Annotated in this window: 15 protein-coding genes, 2 tRNA genes and 1 other RNA gene; 11 read left to right on the top strand and 7 right to left on the bottom strand. The window is 74.0% G+C overall.

Going from position 1 to position 16,604, the window contains the following annotated elements; translation table 11 throughout:
• Positions 1–5 precede the first annotated feature (5 nt).
• Together ABD973_RS15425 and opcA are read left to right on the top strand one after the other, a co-directional pair.
• Positions 6–1,625, top strand: a complete 1,620-nt coding sequence (locus ABD973_RS15425) for a helicase HerA-like domain-containing protein (protein ID WP_345500362.1) — start codon at positions 6–8, stop codon at positions 1,623–1,625.
• Positions 1,626–1,707: 82 nt separating this feature from the next.
• Positions 1,708–2,640, top strand: a complete 933-nt coding sequence (gene opcA / locus ABD973_RS15420) for a glucose-6-phosphate dehydrogenase assembly protein OpcA (RefSeq protein ID WP_125821797.1) — start codon at positions 1,708–1,710, stop codon at positions 2,638–2,640.
• On the opposite strand, the gene ABD973_RS15415 is transcribed toward opcA, so the two are convergent.
• Positions 2,589–3,062 (bottom strand): cupin domain-containing protein, encoded by a 474-nt coding sequence (locus ABD973_RS15415; RefSeq protein ID WP_125821798.1) that lies wholly within the window; start codon positions 3,060–3,062, stop codon positions 2,589–2,591. The genes opcA and ABD973_RS15415 overlap by 52 nt on opposite strands.
• Positions 3,063–3,144: 82 nt before the next feature.
• Positions 3,145–3,744, bottom strand: coding sequence for an HhH-GPD-type base excision DNA repair protein (locus tag ABD973_RS15410; protein ID WP_125601143.1), 600 nt, complete (start codon positions 3,742–3,744; stop codon positions 3,145–3,147).
• 128 nt (positions 3,745–3,872) lie between these two features.
• Here ABD973_RS15410 and ABD973_RS15405 point away from each other — a divergent pair, with 128 nt between their 5' ends.
• The gene (locus tag ABD973_RS15405; RefSeq protein ID WP_345500360.1) at positions 3,873–4,685 is read left to right on the top strand and encodes a VOC family protein; all 813 of its coding nucleotides are present in this window, start codon (positions 3,873–3,875) and stop codon (positions 4,683–4,685) included.
• Positions 4,686–4,713: 28 nt separating this feature from the next.
• On the opposite strand, the gene ABD973_RS15400 is transcribed toward ABD973_RS15405, so the two are convergent.
• The 3 genes from ABD973_RS15400 to ABD973_RS15390 all read right to left on the bottom strand — a co-directional run bounded on the left by ABD973_RS15400 (position 4,714) and on the right by ABD973_RS15390 (position 6,504).
• Positions 4,714–5,049: an SCO4225 family membrane protein gene (locus ABD973_RS15400; protein ID WP_125821801.1), complete on the bottom strand. Its 336-nt coding sequence runs from the start codon at positions 5,047–5,049 to the stop codon at positions 4,714–4,716.
• Positions 5,050–5,197: 148 nt separating this feature from the next.
• Positions 5,198–5,536: a hypothetical protein gene (locus ABD973_RS15395; RefSeq protein WP_345500358.1), complete on the bottom strand. Its 339-nt coding sequence runs from the start codon at positions 5,534–5,536 to the stop codon at positions 5,198–5,200.
• Positions 5,537–5,661: 125 nt separating this feature from the next.
• A complete protein-coding gene (locus tag ABD973_RS15390) occupies positions 5,662–6,504 on the bottom strand; it encodes an NAD(P)H-binding protein (protein ID WP_345500356.1) in 843 nt (280 codons plus the stop codon).
• 119 nt (positions 6,505–6,623) lie between these two features.
• Here ABD973_RS15390 and ABD973_RS15385 point away from each other — a divergent pair, with 119 nt between their 5' ends.
• Both ABD973_RS15385 and ABD973_RS15380 read left to right on the top strand, forming a co-directional pair.
• Positions 6,624–7,112, top strand: coding sequence for a MarR family winged helix-turn-helix transcriptional regulator (locus ABD973_RS15385; protein ID WP_345500355.1), 489 nt, complete (start codon positions 6,624–6,626; stop codon positions 7,110–7,112).
• A 120-nt stretch (positions 7,113–7,232) separates the two neighbouring features.
• Positions 7,233–7,694, top strand: a complete 462-nt coding sequence (locus ABD973_RS15380) for a hypothetical protein (RefSeq protein ID WP_345500354.1) — start codon at positions 7,233–7,235, stop codon at positions 7,692–7,694.
• Positions 7,695–7,811: 117 nt separating this feature from the next.
• Here ABD973_RS15380 and ABD973_RS15375 read toward each other — a convergent pair.
• Positions 7,812–7,896 (bottom strand) — tRNA-Ser (locus ABD973_RS15375).
• A 119-nt stretch (positions 7,897–8,015) separates the two neighbouring features.
• Between ABD973_RS15375 and ffs the strand changes: the two genes are divergently transcribed.
• From ffs to ABD973_RS15345, 6 genes are all read left to right on the top strand, one after another.
• An RNA gene (gene ffs, locus ABD973_RS15370) (signal recognition particle sRNA small type) lies at positions 8,016–8,114 on the top strand.
• A 65-nt stretch (positions 8,115–8,179) separates the two neighbouring features.
• The gene (locus ABD973_RS15365) at positions 8,180–10,420 is read left to right on the top strand and encodes a DNA polymerase III subunit gamma and tau (RefSeq protein ID WP_345500353.1); all 2,241 of its coding nucleotides are present in this window, start codon (positions 8,180–8,182) and stop codon (positions 10,418–10,420) included.
• A 60-nt stretch (positions 10,421–10,480) separates the two neighbouring features.
• Positions 10,481–11,734: a phosphoribosylamine--glycine ligase gene (gene purD, locus ABD973_RS15360; protein WP_125821807.1), complete on the top strand. Its 1,254-nt coding sequence runs from the start codon at positions 10,481–10,483 to the stop codon at positions 11,732–11,734.
• Positions 11,735–12,021: 287 nt separating this feature from the next.
• Positions 12,022–13,827 (top strand): M48 family metalloprotease, encoded by a 1,806-nt coding sequence (locus ABD973_RS15355; RefSeq protein ID WP_125821808.1) that lies wholly within the window; start codon positions 12,022–12,024, stop codon positions 13,825–13,827.
• A 167-nt stretch (positions 13,828–13,994) separates the two neighbouring features.
• Positions 13,995–15,500, top strand: a complete 1,506-nt coding sequence (locus ABD973_RS15350) for a N,N-dimethylformamidase beta subunit family domain-containing protein (RefSeq protein WP_125821809.1) — start codon at positions 13,995–13,997, stop codon at positions 15,498–15,500.
• 76 nt (positions 15,501–15,576) lie between these two features.
• Positions 15,577–16,479: a phosphoribosylaminoimidazolesuccinocarboxamide synthase gene (locus ABD973_RS15345; RefSeq protein WP_125821810.1), complete on the top strand. Its 903-nt coding sequence runs from the start codon at positions 15,577–15,579 to the stop codon at positions 16,477–16,479.
• A 43-nt stretch (positions 16,480–16,522) separates the two neighbouring features.
• On the opposite strand, the gene ABD973_RS15340 is transcribed toward ABD973_RS15345, so the two are convergent.
• Positions 16,523–16,595: transfer RNA gene (locus ABD973_RS15340), tRNA-Gly, on the bottom strand.
• Between the last annotated feature and the right edge of the window lie 9 nt (positions 16,596–16,604).

Below are 16,604 nucleotides of genomic sequence, written 5' to 3'. Positions count from 1 at the left end.
GATGCATGAGCCAGAGCACCGGCCCGGCGGTTCCGGCCGACCCGTCCGAACCGTCCGGGGCGCCCGCCCCCGCCGTCGACGCGATCGCCGCCGGGTACGCCTTCACCGGCGCGGCGCTCGACCTCGGAGCGCTGCTCTGGGACGGGAAGTGCCTGCCCGAGCGGCAGATCCGGATCCCCCTCGCCATGCTCAACCGGCACGGGCTGGTGGCCGGGGCGACCGGCACCGGCAAGACCAAGACGCTCCAGCTGATCGCCGAGCAGCTGTCGGCGAACGGCGTGCCCGTCTTCCTGGCCGACGTCAAGGGCGACGTCTCCGGCATCTCCGCGCCCGGCGCGGCGAACGAGCGGACCGCGGCCAGGGCCGGCGAGGTCGCGCAGGAGTGGGAGGCGACCGCGTACCCCGCCGAGTTCTACTCCCTCGGCGGGATCGGCCCCGGGATCCCGGTCCGCGCGAGCGTGACGGCCTTCGGGCCGGTGCTGATGTCGAAGGTGCTCCAGCTCAACCCGACGCAGGAGCAGTCCCTCGGCCTGATCTTCCACTACGCCGACTCCAAGGGCCTGGAGCTGATCGACCTCAAGGACCTGCGGGCGGTCGTCGCCTTCCTCGTGTCCGACGAGGGAAGGCCGGAGCTGAAGGGAATCGGCGGCCTCTCCACCGTGACCGCCGGGGTGATCCTGCGCGCTCTGACCGCATTCGAGCAGCAGGGCGCCTCGGAATTCTTCGGCGAGCCCGAATTCGACACCAGTGAATTGCTCCGGACGGCCGCCGACGGGCGCGGAGTGGTCTCCGTCCTGGAACTCCCGGCAGTACAGGACAAACCGCAGCTTTTCTCCACATTCCTGATGTGGCTGCTCGCCGACCTCTACGGAGGACTTCCCGAAGTCGGCGATCTGGAACAGCCCAAGCTGGTGTTCTTCTTCGACGAGGCGCACCTCCTCTTCAACGGCGCCTCGAAGGCGTTCTTGCAATCCATCACCCAGACCGTCCGGCTGATCCGCTCCAAGGGGATCGGCGTCTTCTTCGTCACCCAGACCCCCAAGGACGTGCCCGCGGACGTGCTCGCCCAGCTCGGCAACCGCGTCCAGCACGCCCTGCGCGCCTTCACCCCCGACGACGCGAAGGCCCTCAAGGCCACGGTGAAGACCTTCCCCAACTCCCCCTACGACCTGGAGGAGACGCTCACCGGGCTCGGCACCGGCGAGGCCGTCGTCACGGTGCTCAGCGAGAAGGGCGCCCCGACCCCGGTCGCCGCCACCCGGCTGCGCGCACCGCAGTCGCTGATGGGGCCGGTCGGCGCCGAGGCCCTGGACCGGGCGGTCACGTCCTCACCGCTGTACGCGCGCTACGCCGAGCCGGTCGACCGCGAGTCCGCGTACGAGAAGATCACCGCAGAACAGGCCGCCGCGGAGGCCGCGGCGGAGGCGGCCGCCGCGGCGGCGGAGGCCGAGAAGCAGGCCAAGGACGCGGCGAGGGCCGCCCGCTCCGCCCCGAAACCGGAACCCTCCCTGGCCGAACAGGTCGTGGGCAGCGGGCTGTTCCGTTCCCTGGCACGGTCGATCGGGACGCAGCTGGGACGGGAGATCTCCCGGTCGGTCTTCGGGACCGCGCGCCGCCGCCGCTGACCGGGGACGCCACGGTCGCCCTCAAGACGGAGTCGAGCGAACCGGCTGTCGGGCACCCGGCGGGCGCTGACAGACTCGGGGCATGCGGACCGAACTCACCGACACCACGTCCAGCAAGATCGGCCGGGCGCTGCTCGACGCCCGCCGGGCCGTTGGCAGCCAGACCATGGGGCTGGTGCTGACCCTCGTCATCGTCACCGACGAGGAGCACGCCTACGACGCCGTACGCGCGGCCTCCGAGGCCTCGCGGGAGCACCCGTGCCGGATCATCGCGGTGATCAAGCGGACCCACCGGGGCCCGGAACGGCGGCGCCGGACCCGGCTCGACGCCGAACTGCGCGTGGGATCGGACGCCGGGTCCGGGGAGACGGTGATCCTGCGCCTGCACGGCGAACTCACCACCCAGGCCGGCTCGGTGGTGCTCCCGCTGCTGGCGCCGGACGCGCCGGTGGTGGCGTGGTGGCCGGCCGAGGCGCCCGCCGATCCCGCCCGCGACGACCTGGGCGCGCTGGCCCAGCGGCGGATCACCGACGCGCAGGAGGCCCCGGACCCGCTCGGCGTGCTGGACGCGCGCGCGGCCTCGTACGCCCCCGGCGACACCGACCTCGCCTGGACCCGGCTCACGCCGTGGCGCTCCCTGCTGGCCTGCGCGTTCGACCAGAAGCCGCTTCCGGTGACCGGCGGCGCGGTGGAGAGCGAGCCCGACAACGCGAGCGCCGAGCTGCTGGCGCGCTGGCTGGAGGACCGCCTCGGCGTGCCGGTGGCGCGGGTGGCCTCGGACGGGCCGCTGATCACCCGGGTCCGGCTGGAGACCTCCGTGGGCGAGGTGGTCGTGGACCGCCCGACCGGCTCGCTGGCCACGCTGGTGCTGCCGGGCTGGCCCGATCGCAAGGTCGCGCTGAAGATCCGCAGCACCGCCGAGCTGATCGCGGAGGAGCTGCGGCGGCTCGACGCCGACGAGGTCTACGCCTCGGTGCTGCGCGGCCGGGCGGCCCAGGCGTCGCTCTCGGCGTAGTGGTTGTCGTACGTGGGCTGGCTGTCGATGATGTCCTGCACGGTGGCCTCGCCCGCGCGCACCCGCCCGAGGAGGCGGTAGTAGTCGAAGCGGGCCATGCCGGGGGTGAAGCCGACGAACACCTCGGCGGTGTGGCCGGCGGCCGGGGCGAAGGCGTGCTTCACGCCGGGGGCGATGCTGATGAAGTCGCCCTTGGCGAGGGTGTGGACCTCGTCCCCGACGAGGACGTCGAGCCGGCCGTCGGTGACGTGGAAGAACTCGGTGGCCTTGGTGTGGAAGTGCACCGGGGCCCCGGCCGCGCCCACCTCGAAGCGTGCGGTGTTGCAGGTGAGTTCGGGGGTGTCGGTGAGCAGGGTGATGAAGCTGCCGGGGCCGTCGGAGATGACTTCGGCGTTCGCGGCGCGGGTGAGGTTCTCGGTCATGATCCCGACCCTACGGCGACCGCTCCGCCGCTCTGCCGACGGGTGCCCCTGGAGCGCCCAACTCCGTTTGCCCGCTGCGAGTTCACGCCCCGTCGGCTGACGCGGAGCGCTTGGCGGCGGCCTTCTGGGCCTGCTTGTACTCGCGGACCTTCGCCAGGGACTCCGGGCCCGTGATGTCGGCCGCCGAGCGGTGGACGCCCGGCAGGCCGTAGCCGCCGGCGGCCTCGCGCCAGCCCTCGGGTCGGACGCCGAACCGCTTGCCCAGCAGGGCCAGGAAGATCTGCGCCTTCTGCTCCCCGAACCCCGGCAGTGCCTTCAGCCGGGCCAGCAGCTCGGCGCCGCTGGAGGCGTCGGCCCACACGGCGGCCGCGTCTCCGTCGTAGTGCTCCACCAGGTACGCGCAGAGCTGCTGGATCCGCTTCGCCATCGATCCCGGGTAGCGGTGCACGGCGGGCTTCTGCGACAGCAGCGCCGCGAAGGCCTCCGGGTCGTGGGCGGCGATGGCGTGCGCGTCGAGGTCGTCGGTGCCGAGCCGCCGGGCGATGGTCCAGGGCCCCGAGAACGCCCACTCCATCGGCACCTGCTGGTCGAGCAGCATGCCGGTGAGCGCGGCCAGCGGGCTGCGCGCGAGCAGGGCGTCGGCCTCGGGCTGCTGCGCGAGCCGGATGGTGATGTCGTCCATGCCCCAAGCCTCCCCCGGCGGCGGCCCCGGCGCCCGGTCGGCGCGCGATTGTCAGACCCCCCGCCTAGCGTGGGAGCGACAGGACAAGCACGCGTACGGACGGCAGACGACACAGGAGTCGATCGACCATGGCTGAGTTCCCGGAAGGCGCCCCGTGCTGGGTGGACGCGATGTTCTCCGACGTGGAGGGCGCCAAGGAGTTCTACGGCGACGTGCTGGGCTGGACCTTCGGCGAGGCCAGCAGCGAGTACGGCAACTACACGCAGGCCTATTCCGACGGCAAGGCGGTCGCGGCCGTGGTGCCGCCGATGCCGGGCGGTGACGCCCCCTCGCAGTGGTGTCTCTACTTCGCCTCGTCCGACGCCGCCGCCACCGCCGAGAAGATCAGGGCGGCGGGCGGCGCGCTGATGATGGAGCCGATGCAGGTCGGCTCGTTCGGGACGATGGCGATCGCCAAGGAGCCGAGCGGCGCGGTCTTCGGCGTCTGGCAGCCCGGTGAGCACAAGGGCTTCGAGAAGCTCGGCGAGGCCGGTGCGTACGCCTGGGCGGAGGTGTTCACGCGCGAGCCGGACAAGGCGGACGCCTTCCTTTCGCAGGTCTTCCCGTACGAGTCGCAGCAGATGGACCCCGGTGACGACCCCGAGGCGGCCGGGATGGACTTCAAGGTCTTCAGCGTGGGCGGTCCGCAGAACCCGCTGCTGGGCCGGATGAGGATGGGCGAGGAGTTCCCGCCGGAGATCCCCTCCTACGTACAGGTCTACTTCGCGGTGCCGGACTGCGACGAGGCGGTCGCGAAGACCCGCAAGCACGGCGGGCAGCTGCACTTCGGGCCGATGGACAGCCCCTTCGGCCGCTTCGCGGCGGTCACCGACCCGCAGGGGGCGGCGTTCGCGGTGATCGACCTGTCGACGACGGCCGGGGAGATGCCGAGCTTCGGCTAGGCCGCCCGGCTTGCGGGGCGCCTGGTGCCTACGGTCGGCCGTGCGGCCGGCCGTGGCGCCGGCCGCGCCGGACGGCCTCCCAGGCGGCGCCCAGCGCCGCGGACTGCACGAGGCCACAGGCGACCAGCACACCGGCGGAGAACCACAGGGGAGGCTTCGACGCGCCCCAGAGCAGCATGCCGACGGCCGTCGCGGCGAAGGAGGACGGGGCGGTGACGAGGGTGGGCCAGATCCAGACGAACCCCGGGTCCTGACCGAAGAGGGTGATGCCCGTCGCCACCGCGATGGCCCCGGCGACGAGGGTGAGGTACACCGCCGAGGCGGGATTGGCGAAGGTCAGGCGTATCAGCGTGCGCGCGTTCATCGGCTCTCCCTGGGGCGTGGTGTGCCTCCAGCGTCGGCCCGGACGGCCGCGGTGTCGTGAGTACGCGTACCCAACCGCGCCCGGTACGGGCGCGGTTGCGCTGGCCGGCCCGCCCCAGGGGGAGGGGCGCTGGAGGCCCTGCGGCGTCCTACTCGATGAACAGGCTCCGGCCGTGACCGATCGCGATCCGGCCCGGGAGGATCGCGTGCACCACCCGGCCGTCGCAGTTCGCGCCGTCCCACACCCAGGCCACCCCGTTCGTGAAGTTGGCGACCTCCGAGGGGGCGAAGTCGCCCAGGGGGAAGCAGCCGCTGGGGGCTTCGTTCGGCGCGCCGTCGATGAACAGGACGCCCTGGGCCGCCTGTGCCGTACCGGGGGCCGCCAGCGCCAGCGCCACGGCCGCCGCGCACGCGCCGACCAGCCCCGCCGCCCTCCGCGCCCGCGTCCCCATTCCCCTCCGCGTCCCCACACCCATCCGGTTCCTCATCCGCTTCCTCCTCGTTTCCCGCCCGGCCAGCTGTCATGACCGACGGTAGGCGGAGGTCACGTTCCGTGACACGGCGTGTGGTGGTGAAGGGGGGGCGTGAGGGGCGGGCCTGCGCCCGGGTGTCATCAGTGGCCGGTGAAGGCGGCGGCGTTCTCGCGGGCCCATTGCGCGTAGGTGCGGGCGGGCCGTCCGAGGAGGGTCTCGGTGGTGTCGGCGACGGTGGCGGGGCCGTGGTTCGCGGCCTCCCACAGGTCGAGCAGCGAGGAGACCATCGGGGCGGGCATGTGGGCGCCCATCTGGCGCTCGGCCTCGGCGCGGGTGATCTGCTCGACGGGGATCTCGCGGCCGATCGCGTCGGCCAGGACCGCCAGTTGGTGTCGGAAGGTGAGCGACTCGGAGCCGGTCAGGGTGAGCCGGCGGCCGGTGAGGGCGTCGCCGGTGAGGGCCTCGAAGGCGATGTCGGCGATGTCCTCGGGGTGGATGGGCGCGATGTGCGCGTCCGGGTAGGCGAGCTGGACCGGCAGGGACCGGCCGATGGGGTACGCCCAGCCGAAGGAGTTGCTGGCGAAGGCGTCCGGGCGCAGGAAGGTGCAGGTCAGGGCGGAGGCGGTGAGGGCTCGCTCGACCTCCAGGCTGTGGCTCGCGAGCGCGTCGTGCGCGGCGCCCGGGGCGAGGACGGAGGACGAGGACAGCAGGACGACGTGCTCGACGCCGGCGGCCTCGGCGGCGGCGATCAGCTCCTGGATGCCGGCGGGCTCGGGATAGAGGAAGACCTGCCGGACGCCGTCCAGTGCGGCGGCGAAGGTCTCGGGACGGTCGAGGACGAGCTCACGGGTCTCGACCCCGTCCGGGACGGTGAGCCGCGCGGGGTGGGAACTGGCGGCGCGGACGGCGTGTCCGGCGGAGTGCAGGCGGCCGACGAGGGCCCGGCCGACCTTGCCTCGGGCGCCGGTGACGAGGGTGCTCATGGGTTCTCCGTTCGCGAGGGCGGCCGTCATTGCCTGACCGCTGACATATGCATGCTTGCATGCACACGTTTTCGGGTCAACACATGTTTGCCGACAGTCACGTATGTACGATGAGGGTCATGACGAAGCAGCAGGCGGACGTGGCGGACATGGGCGACGAGGACCTCCTGAACGCCGTCGGCCCGGCGTTCGGGAAACTGCGGCGCTCCTCGCTCCTGGAGGTCGAGAACCCGATCTCCCAGAAGGACCTGGGCCGGACCCTGGTCCTCAACGTGGTCCTGGAGATCGGGCAGGACGGCGCCCGCGAGGTCACCGTCGGCGCGGTCGGCGCGCACCTGGGCACCGACCCCTCGGTGGCCAGCCGCATGGTGTCCGACTGCATCTCCGCCGGCTACCTGGTCCGCGCCGCCTCCCAGCGGGACGGCCGCCGCACGGTCCTCCACCTCAGCCCCGAGGGCGAGGAGCTGATGGCCCGCTTCCGCAGGCACCAGCGCTCGGCCTTCGAGTACGTCACCGCCGACTGGAGCGAGCGCGAACGCCTGGACTTCGCCCGCCTGATGCTGAAGTACGTCGCCGCCCAGGAGTCCCTGCGCCGACGCGGGACCTGAGCCGCCCGGCGCCGACGGGGGCACTGTCGACGCCGGGGAGTAGACAGTGTCTACGAAAGTGGCCACTTCTGAGTACGCGTACTCAGGACGCGTCGGTCCCGCACTGGGAGCGTCTGACGCATGGACAAGATCTACTCAGTGGTGGGCAGCACCCTCGCCGGTCTGTTCACCGGATACCTGGCGATGGGGCTGTGGTGGTGGGGCGCCACCGAGGACGGCCGCTGCGAATCCGGCCCCACGATCTGCTTGCCGGTGTTCCAGTTCATCGCCTTCGCCTCGTGGCTGGCCGTGACGGCGGTCTTCTACGTGGTCGCCCTGCGCCTGCTGGACGTCCGGCCGAGGGCGGCGACCGTTCCCGCCTGCCTCGCCCTGCAGATGTACGCCCTGGCGCTGCTGGCCCCGCTCTCCGTCCGCGAGTACCCGGAGCCCTCGCTCCTGAGCTTCGCCGCCCTGGCCGCCGGCCCGGGCCTGGTCGCCCTGTGCACCTTTCCGGAGTGGTGCCGGCGGGGCCTGGCCGCGACCGCCGTCCTGATGGCCGGCGCCTTCGTCGCGTACGGCTGCGCCGAGGGCTTCCCGTGGTGACCGCGCAGGGGAACTGGCCGGGCGCTTGATCCCACGTCTGGGGTGGCATGGCCGCGGAACGGCGAAGGACCCGGCCGCTGAGCGGTCGGGTCCTTCGGTTGCCCTTGCGGGCGAGTGCGGAGGATACGAGATTCGAACTCGTGAGGGGTTGCCCCCAACACGCTTTCCAAGCGTGCGCCCTAGGCCTCTAGGCGAATCCTCCGCCGCAAACAATACAAGACGTTGAGGGGTGCTCGCGAACACGATCCCGGCCGGCGGTCCCGGGTGGATCCGGGGAGGGGTCCGGCTCGATTCCGGGGCCCCGTATCCGCTAGGGTGGGGCCCAGCCCCTCACGTGGCGCTATCTCACCCAACTCCCCCAGGGCCGGAAGGCAGCAAGGGTAAGTGGGCTCTGGCGGGTGCGTGAGGGGCGCTTTGCGTTCCGGGGCGGGTCCGGGGGCGTCGGCGGGCCGTGGTTGTCGGTGGGCCCGGATAACCTCGTAGACGTGTCGTCCCTTGCGCTGTACCGCCGCTACCGCCCCGAGTCGTTCGCCGAGGTCATCGGGCAGGAGCATGTCACTGCCCCGCTGATGCAGGCCCTGCGGAACAACCGGGTCAATCACGCGTACCTGTTCAGCGGCCCGCGCGGCTGCGGCAAGACGACCAGCGCGCGCATCCTGGCGCGCTGCCTCAACTGTGAGCAGGGCCCCACCCCGGATCCGTGCGGGGAGTGCCAGTCCTGCCGGGACCTCGCCAGGAACGGGCCGGGGTCCATCGACGTCATCGAGATCGACGCCGCCTCGCACGGTGGTGTCGACGACGCCCGTGACCTGCGCGAGAAGGCCTTCTTCGGGCCCGCGTCGAGCCGGTACAAGATCTACATCATCGACGAGGCGCACATGGTCACCTCGGCGGGCTTCAACGCCCTGCTGAAGGTGGTCGAGGAGCCGCCGGAGCACCTCAAGTTCATCTTCGCGACCACCGAGCCCGAGAAGGTCATCGGGACGATCCGCTCCCGGACGCACCACTACCCCTTCCGGCTCGTGCCGCCCGGGACGCTGCGCGACTACCTCGGCGAGGTCTGCGGGCGCGAGGGCGCCAAGGTCGAGGACGGCGTGCTGCCGCTCGTCGTGCGCGCCGGTGCCGGGTCCGTGCGTGACTCCATGTCCGTCATGGACCAGCTCCTCGCCGGTGCCGGCGAGGAGGGTGTGACATACGCCATGGCCACCTCCCTGCTCGGGTACACGGAGGGGTCGCTGCTCGATTCGGTGGTCGACGCCTTCGCCGCCGGGGACGGGGCCGCCGCGTTCGAGGTCGTCGACCGGGTGGTCGAGGGCGGCAACGACCCGCGCCGGTTCGTCGCCGACCTGCTGGAGCGGCTGCGCGACCTGGTGATCCTGGCCGCCGTGCCCGACGCCGGGGAGAAGGGGCTGATCGACGCCCCCGCCGACGTCGTGGAACGGATGCAGGCCCAGGCGTCGGTGTTCGGCGCCGCCGAGCTCAGCCGCGCCGCCGACCTGGTCAACGCCGGGCTCACCGAGATGCGCGGCGCCACCTCGCCCCGGCTCCAGCTGGAGCTGATCTGCGCCCGGGTGCTGCTGCCGGCCGCCTTCGACGACGAGCGCTCCTTCCAGGCCCGGCTGGACCGGCTGGAGCGCAGCGGGCCGCCCGCCGCCGCTTTCGCCGCGCCGGCCGCAGCGCCCGCCATGGGCTACGTGCCCGCGCCCGAGGTGCACGGCATGGCCCCGGCCGGTCCCGGCGGCGGGGTCGCCGCCGCGCGTGCCGCCGTACGGGGACCCGGGCCGGACGCCGCCGCGGCGCCGGCGCAGGTCCCGCCCGTGCCGGCTCCCGCCCCGGCTCCGGCGCCCGCGCCCGCCCAGGCGCCCGCGCCCGTCCAGGCCCCCGCTCCGGCCGCCGCCGCTCCCGCGCAGGCGCCCGGTGCGTGGCCCGGGGCGGCGCAGCCCGGCAGCGGGGCACCCGCCCCCGGCGCCTGGCCCGGGGCCTCCACACCGGCCGCGCCCGCCGCGCCCGCCGCCCCGGCCACGCCCGCCGCCGGGGCCTGGCCCTCCGCCGCCGTCCCCGGCAGCGGAGCCCCGGCCGCCCCCGCACCCACCCCCGCCCCGGCGGCCTCCGCTCCCGCCGCCCCGGCCGCCGCCGCGCCCTCCGCCGAGATGGCGGCCGGCGTCGGGCAGGTCCAGGCGATGTGGCCCGGCGTGCTGGAGGCCGTCAAGAACCGCCGCCGCTTCACCTGGATCCTGCTCAGCCAGAACGCCCAGGTCACCGGCTTCGACGGGACCACCCTCCAGCTCGGCTTCCCCAACGCCGGAGCCCGCGACAACTTCGCGAGCAGCGGCAGCGAGGACGTCCTCAAGGCGGTCCTGGCCGAGCAGTTCCAGGTCAACTGGAAGATCGACGCCGTGGTCGGGGGCGGCGGGCCGGCCCCGGCCGCGCCCTCCTCGTACTCCTCCTACTCCGCGCCGGCCGCCCCCGCCTACAGCCCGCCCCCGGCGGCCCCGCAGGCCCCGCCGTCGCAGCAGGTCCCGCAGCCGCCCGCGTACCAGCCGCCGCCCCCGCAGGCGGCCCCCGCCCCGCAGCCGCCCGTGCAGCAGGCGCCGCCGCCGGTCGCCCCCGAGGACGACGTCCCGGAGGAGGACGACCCGGACCTCGTCGACAGCGCCCTGACCGGACACGACCTGATCGTGCGCGAGCTCGGGGCGACCGTTGTGGAGGAATACACGAACGAGTAGCCCCCGCTGATTGGGTGGCCGCACGAAACCGGCCGCGCCGTCCGGGCTACCCTGGGCGGCGTGAAGGTCCTCGTCATCGGCGGCGGCGCCCGCGAACACGCCCTGTGCCGCTCTCTGTCCCTCGACCCCGACGTCTCCGCGCTGTACTGCGCCCCCGGCAACGCCGGCATCGCCGAGGTGGCGGAGCTGCGCCCGGTCGACGCCCTCGACGGCGCGGCGGTCGCCGCCCTCGCCGTCGAGCTCGGCGCCGGGCTGGTCGTCGTCGGCCCGGAGGCCCCCCTCGTCGCCGGCGTGGCGGACGCCGTCCGCGCGGCCGGCATCCCGGTCTTCGGGCCGTCCGCCGAGGCCGCGCGGCTGGAGGGTTCCAAGGCCTTCGCCAAGGACGTCATGGCCGCGGCCGGGGTCCCGACCGCGCGCAGCTACGTCTGCACCACCGCCGAGGAGGTCGACGCGGCCCTCGACGCCTTCGGCGCCCCGTACGTCGTCAAGGACGACGGCCTCGCCGCCGGCAAGGGCGTCGTCGTCACCGAGGACCGGGCCGTCGCCCGCGACCACGCGCTGGCCTGCGACCGCGTCGTCATCGAGGAGTACCTCGACGGCCCCGAGGTCTCCCTCTTCGCCATCACCGACGGCGTCACCGTGCTGCCGCTCCAGCCCGCCCAGGACTTCAAGCGCGCGCTCGACGGCGACCAGGGCCCCAACACCGGCGGCATGGGCGCGTACTCGCCGCTCCCATGGGCGGACCCGAAGCTGGTCGACGAGGTCATGGAGCTGGTGCTCCAGCCGACCGTGGACGAGCTCCGCCACCGCGGCACCCCCTTCTCCGGGCTGCTCTACGCGGGCCTGGCCATCACCAGCCGCGGCACCCGCGTCATCGAGTTCAACGCCCGCTTCGGCGACCCCGAGACCCAGGTGGTCCTGGCCCGGCTGCGCACCCCCCTCGCCGGCGTGCTGCTGAACGCCGCCAACGGCACCCTGAACTCCCTCCCGGCGCTGAACTGGAGCGACGACGCGGCCGTCACGGTGGTCATCGCCTCGCACAACTACCCCGATACCCCGCGCACCGGCGACCCGATCGAGGGCCTCGGCGACGTGGCGGCGAAGGACGCGCCCGACGCGTACGTGCTGCACGCCGGGACCCGCCGCGAGGGCGACGCCGTCGTCAGCGCGGGCGGTCGCGTCCTGTCGGTGACGGCGACCGGTTCCGACCTGGCGCAGGCGCGCGAGAAGGCGTATAAGGCGGTCGGGCGGATCAAGCTCGACGGGTCCCAGCACCGCACGGACATCGCCGCCAAGGCGGCCGAAGGCCGCTGACCAGCACGGCCGTCATGACGCGGGCCCGGTGTGCGGAGAAGCGCACCGGGTCCGCGCGTGCGTACGCGTGCGACTGCATCCGGCCGCCTTCGAACGCAGCCACCTTTAGCCAAAGCCATTCCATCGGGTGATCGTCACCCGGACTGCCTGACGTCCGCGCCCGCCCCAACTAGGGTGCGGCGCAAGCATTCCGGCACATGGCCCACCGGCATTGCGATGTCAGTGGCGGGTGTCACAGTGGGGGAGTGAGCAAAGCCGCCGCAGGGCAGAGGGGGTGAGGTCCGGCCGTGTCCGGAACCGGTTCGATCGCAGAAGTGGGCGCGCCGTCCGCGCGTTCACGGGCCCTCGCCGTGCTGCGGGTCCGCAGCAGGGCCACGGCCGCCGTCCTGCTGCCCGCCGCCCTCGCGGTGGTGCTCGTCGCCGCCCGGATGACGGGCCGGCTGGGCGGTGACCCCTGGCCGGCGGTGACCCTGGCCGTCTGCGCGGTGGCCGCCCTGGTGCTGCTGGCGGGCGGGATATTCGGCGCGGTGGTGCTGCGCGCGGGTCCCGCCGTGACCCCGACGGTGCCGCTGCCGGAAGCCGCCGCCCCCGACCTCTACCGCCTCGTGCGGGACCTGGCAGACCGGATGGACGTCCCCGCGCCCTCCGCGATAGCCCTCACCCCGGACTGCGACAGCTGGCTGGAGGACCGCACCCATGCCGCCCACCGCCGCCGGGGCAGGGGCACGGGCACCGGACCGGAGTCCGAGCCCGGCGCGGCCCCCGTCCTGGTGATCGGATCGCCCTTCCTGTGGTGGATGCGGGTCGCGGAGCTGCGGGCCGTCCTCGCGCCCGTCGTCGCCGGTACGGGCCCCTCCGCGCATCCGGACATAGCCGACGCGCGCGGCTTCGTCCGCGGGCTCGACGCGGCGGCGGACATCGGCGGCAGGCCCGGCCTGGGCTGGATCGGCCGCCCGGCCCGGCTGCTGCTGCGGCTGTGCCGGACGGACGCCGCCGAGATGGAGCGCGGGGTGGCCGCCGCCGCCTCCGACCGCGCACAGGGTGTGGACTACGGCCTGCGCATCGTCGCCCAGGAGCAGGTCGGCCTCGCCTACGCGGGCTGGGACCGGCTGCTGACCCGGGTCGCGCTGCCCGCCTGGCGGATGGGCCGCTGGCCGGCGCACCTGGACGCCGGGGTGGTCTCCGCCCTGACCGAGCTGTCCCGGCGGGACCGGCTGGCGGAGGGGTTCACCTCGCGGCTCGGCGAGCGCCCCGCCTGCGACCTGCTGGAGCAGCCCGGCGTGGTCGACGAGGCCGCCTCCCTGCTGGCGGCCAGGCTGTTCCACGGCGGCCCGGCCGAGGCGGGCCCGGACTGGTCCCCCGTGGACTGGGCGGCGTACCCGCAGGAGGTCGTGGACCGCAAGTGGCGTACCGAGGCGGCCCGCCTGCACGCCGCCCTGGACGCCCTGTCCGTCCCGGCGGAGCTGGCACCGCCCGCCGCCGGCCGGCCCCGGCCGGACGCCCCCGCGGCCCCGGCGGAGCCCGTGCCCGTCACCACGGGCGCCCCCGCCCCCGCCGGAGCCTCCGTGAGCGGTGCCCCGGGTGCCCCCGGCGGCCCCTCCGCCCCCGCCGCCGCCCGCGCCGCGGACCGGGCCCCCGGCGCGGGCGGACCGGTTCCCCCGGGCGGGGCGACGCTGGAGCGGGTCCTCGGCTACCTCACCGACCCCGCCGGGGAGGGCGCGGCCGGGGAGGCCCTCGCCGGGCGGCTCAGCGGCGACCTGGCCCGGGAGGAGCGCGCCGCCGGAGCCGCCAGGCCGCAGCCCCGCGGCGGCGCGGACACGCTGCCGCTGTTCCCGCTCCAGCCCCCGCGCAGCGGGCGCGACCTGCTCGCCGACCACGTCACCGCCCTCGTCTGCTGCGCCGCCGTGGACTCGGCCGGCGCGGGCCCGGGCATGGACTGGCTGGACGGCCCCGTCCTGCTGGTCGGCGGCGAGCGCCGCGCCGACCTCGCCCCACGCGTGCTCTCCCTCGTCGAGGACGGGGACCCGGCGCCGCTGCGCGACTGGCTCGCGGAGCTCGGCGTGCGCCCCGAGAAGCCCGTACGCCTCCTCTGAAGCGCCCGCCCGCCCCCCGCGTTCCGTTCACGTCAATTCACGACGAACGGTGACGGAGTGAGTGCGTTATGTGATGTGCTTGGGACCGGTCGCGGAAAGGTGTCCGAAATGCCGCCGCGCACCTGACGGGAGCAAAGGCGTTCGGGGGAGCGAGGGAGGGAAGCGGTATGGGTGCGGACCAGATCCGGCGTTGGGAGTCGGGCGCGCTCGCGCACGCGGTCACCGACCCCTTCGGGCAGGGCCCGCTGCCCTGGTTCCGGGGCAGCGAGCTGTACTTCGACGACACCGGCCAGGTGGTCCCCTGGTACGTGGACCCCGCCGTCGCCACCCCGGGCCACGGCCCGGACGGCCGCCCCCGCGTCCCCGCCCAGAGCCCCCGGGGCGGCGGCCCCCGCACCGCGGACGACGTGCACCGGCAGATCAAGGGCTTCGCCTCCACCGGAGCCGTCGCCCCCGGCGAGGCCATCGACTTCCACGTCACCGTCGACCCGCCCCAGCAGTTCTCCGTCGACGTCTACCGGATCGGCCACTACGGCGGCGACGGCGCTTCCAAGATCACCACCAGCCCCCGGCTGTCCGGCATCGTCCAGCCGCCCCCGCTCACCGCCGACCGCACCGTCTCCTGCCACCACTGGTGGCTCTCCTGGCGGCTCCAGGTCCCCTCGTACTGGAGCATCGGCGCCTACGTGGCCGTCCTCACCACCGCCGACGGATACCGCTCCCACATCCCCTTCACGGTCCGCGACGACCACCCCGCCGACCTCCTCCTGCTGCTCCCGGACATCACCTGGCAGGCCTACAACCTCTACCCCGAGGACGGCCGCACGGGCGCCAGCCTCTACCACGCCTGGGACGAGCAGGGCCGGCTGCTCGGCGAGCGCGACGCGGCCATCACCGTCTCCTTCGACCGCCCCTACGCGGGCGCCGGCCTGCCGCTGCACGTGGGCCACGCCTACGACTTCATCCGCTGGGCCGAGCGCTACGGCTACGACCTCGCGTACGCCGACACCCGCGACCTGCACTCCGGCCGCGTCGATCCGACCCGCTACCGGGGCCTGGTCTTCCCCGGCCACGACGAGTACTGGTCGGTCCCCATGCGCCGCACCGTCGAGCGCGCCCGCGACCACGGCACCTCCCTTGTCTTCCTCTCCGCCAACACCATGTACTGGCAGGTGGAGCTCTCCCCCTCGCCCTCGGGGGTCGAGGACCGGCTGCTGACCTGCCGAAAACGCCGCGGCCCCGGCCGCCCCAGCCTGTGGCGCGAGGTCGACCGCCCCGAACAGCAGCTGCTCGGCATCCAGTACGCGGGGCGGGTCCCCGAGCCCGCGCCGCTGGTCGTCCGCAACGCCACGCACTGGCTCTGGGACTCCACCGGCGCCGCGGAGAACGACGAGCTCGACGGGCTGGTGGCCGGCGAGGCCGACCGATACTTCCCGCGCACCCAGCTCCCCGAGCACCAGGACCGCATCCTGCTCGCCCACTCCCCGTACCTCGACGGCGAGGGGGCCAAGCGCCACCAGGAGACCTCCCTGTACCGGGCCCCGAGCGGCTCCCTGGTCTTCGCGTCCGGCACCTTCGCCTGGTCCCCGGCACTCGACCGCCCCGGGCACGTGGACGAGCGGGTCCAGCGGGCGACGGCGAACCTCCTCGACCGGATCTGCAAGCGGGACTGACCGGACCCGTTGTCCCCGTTCGCGGACGGGTGCGGGAGAATGGTCCCGCGCTCGTACAGAACCACAGGGAGAACCCGTGCCCGGATTCGTCGAAAAGCCCGAGCCGGTGCAGGTGCCCGGCCTCCACCACCTCCACACCGGCAAGGTCCGCGACCTCTACCGCGACGAGGACGGCAACCTCGTGATGGTCGCCAGCGACCGGATCTCCGCCGCCGACTGGGTGCTGCCCACCGAGATCCCGGAGAAGGGCCGCATCCTGACGCAGCTCTCCCTCTGGTGGTTCGACCAGCTCGCCGACCTGGTCCCCAACCACGTCATCGGCACGGACCTGCCCGCCGGCGCCCCCGCCGACTGGGAGGGCCGCACGCTGGTCTGCAAGAGCCTCGACATGGTCCCCGTCGAGTGCGTGGCCCGCGGCTACCTCACCGGCTCCGGTCTCAAGGAGTACGTCCAGACCCGCACGGTCTGCGGACTCGCCCTCCCCGAGGGCCTGGTGGACGGCTCCGAGCTGCCCGCCCCGATCTTCACCCCGGCCGCCAAGGCGGAGGTCGGCGACCACGACGAGAACGTCTCCTACGAGGAGGTCGCCCGCACCACCGGCGCCGAGACGGCGGCGCTGCTGCGCCAGACCACCCTCGCCGTGTACGGGCGGGCCCGGGACATCGCCCGCGAGCGCGGCATCATCCTGGCGGACACCAAGTTCGAGTTCGGCTTCGACAAGGACGGCACGCTCGTCGCCGCCGACGAGGTCCTCACCCCGGACTCCTCCCGCTTCTGGCCGGCCGACCAGTGGCAGCCGGGCCGCACCCAGCCCTCGTTCGACAAGCAGTACGTCCGCGACTGGCTGGCCTCCCCGGCCTCCGGCTGGGACTCCAAGGGCGAGCTCCCGCCGCCGGTCCTCCCGCAGGAGGTCGTGGCGCGGACCCGCGCCAAGTACGTCGAGGCCTACGAGCGCCTCACCGGTCAGACCTGGAGCTGACACGACGAAGGCCCCGATCGGTGATCGGGGCCTTCGCCAGCTGAGCGGACAACGCGACTCGAACGCGCGACATCCACCTTGGCAAGGTGGTGCTCTACCAACTGAGCTATGTCCGCCTGTGCGCC

Origin of the sequence: Streptomyces racemochromogenes (genome assembly GCF_039535215.1) — a bacterium.
Classification (GTDB): Bacteria; Actinomycetota; Actinomycetes; order Streptomycetales; family Streptomycetaceae; genus Streptomyces; species Streptomyces racemochromogenes.
The sequence above is the reverse complement of the archived record's forward strand: the minus strand, read 5'-3'. Positions and strand labels throughout refer to the sequence as shown.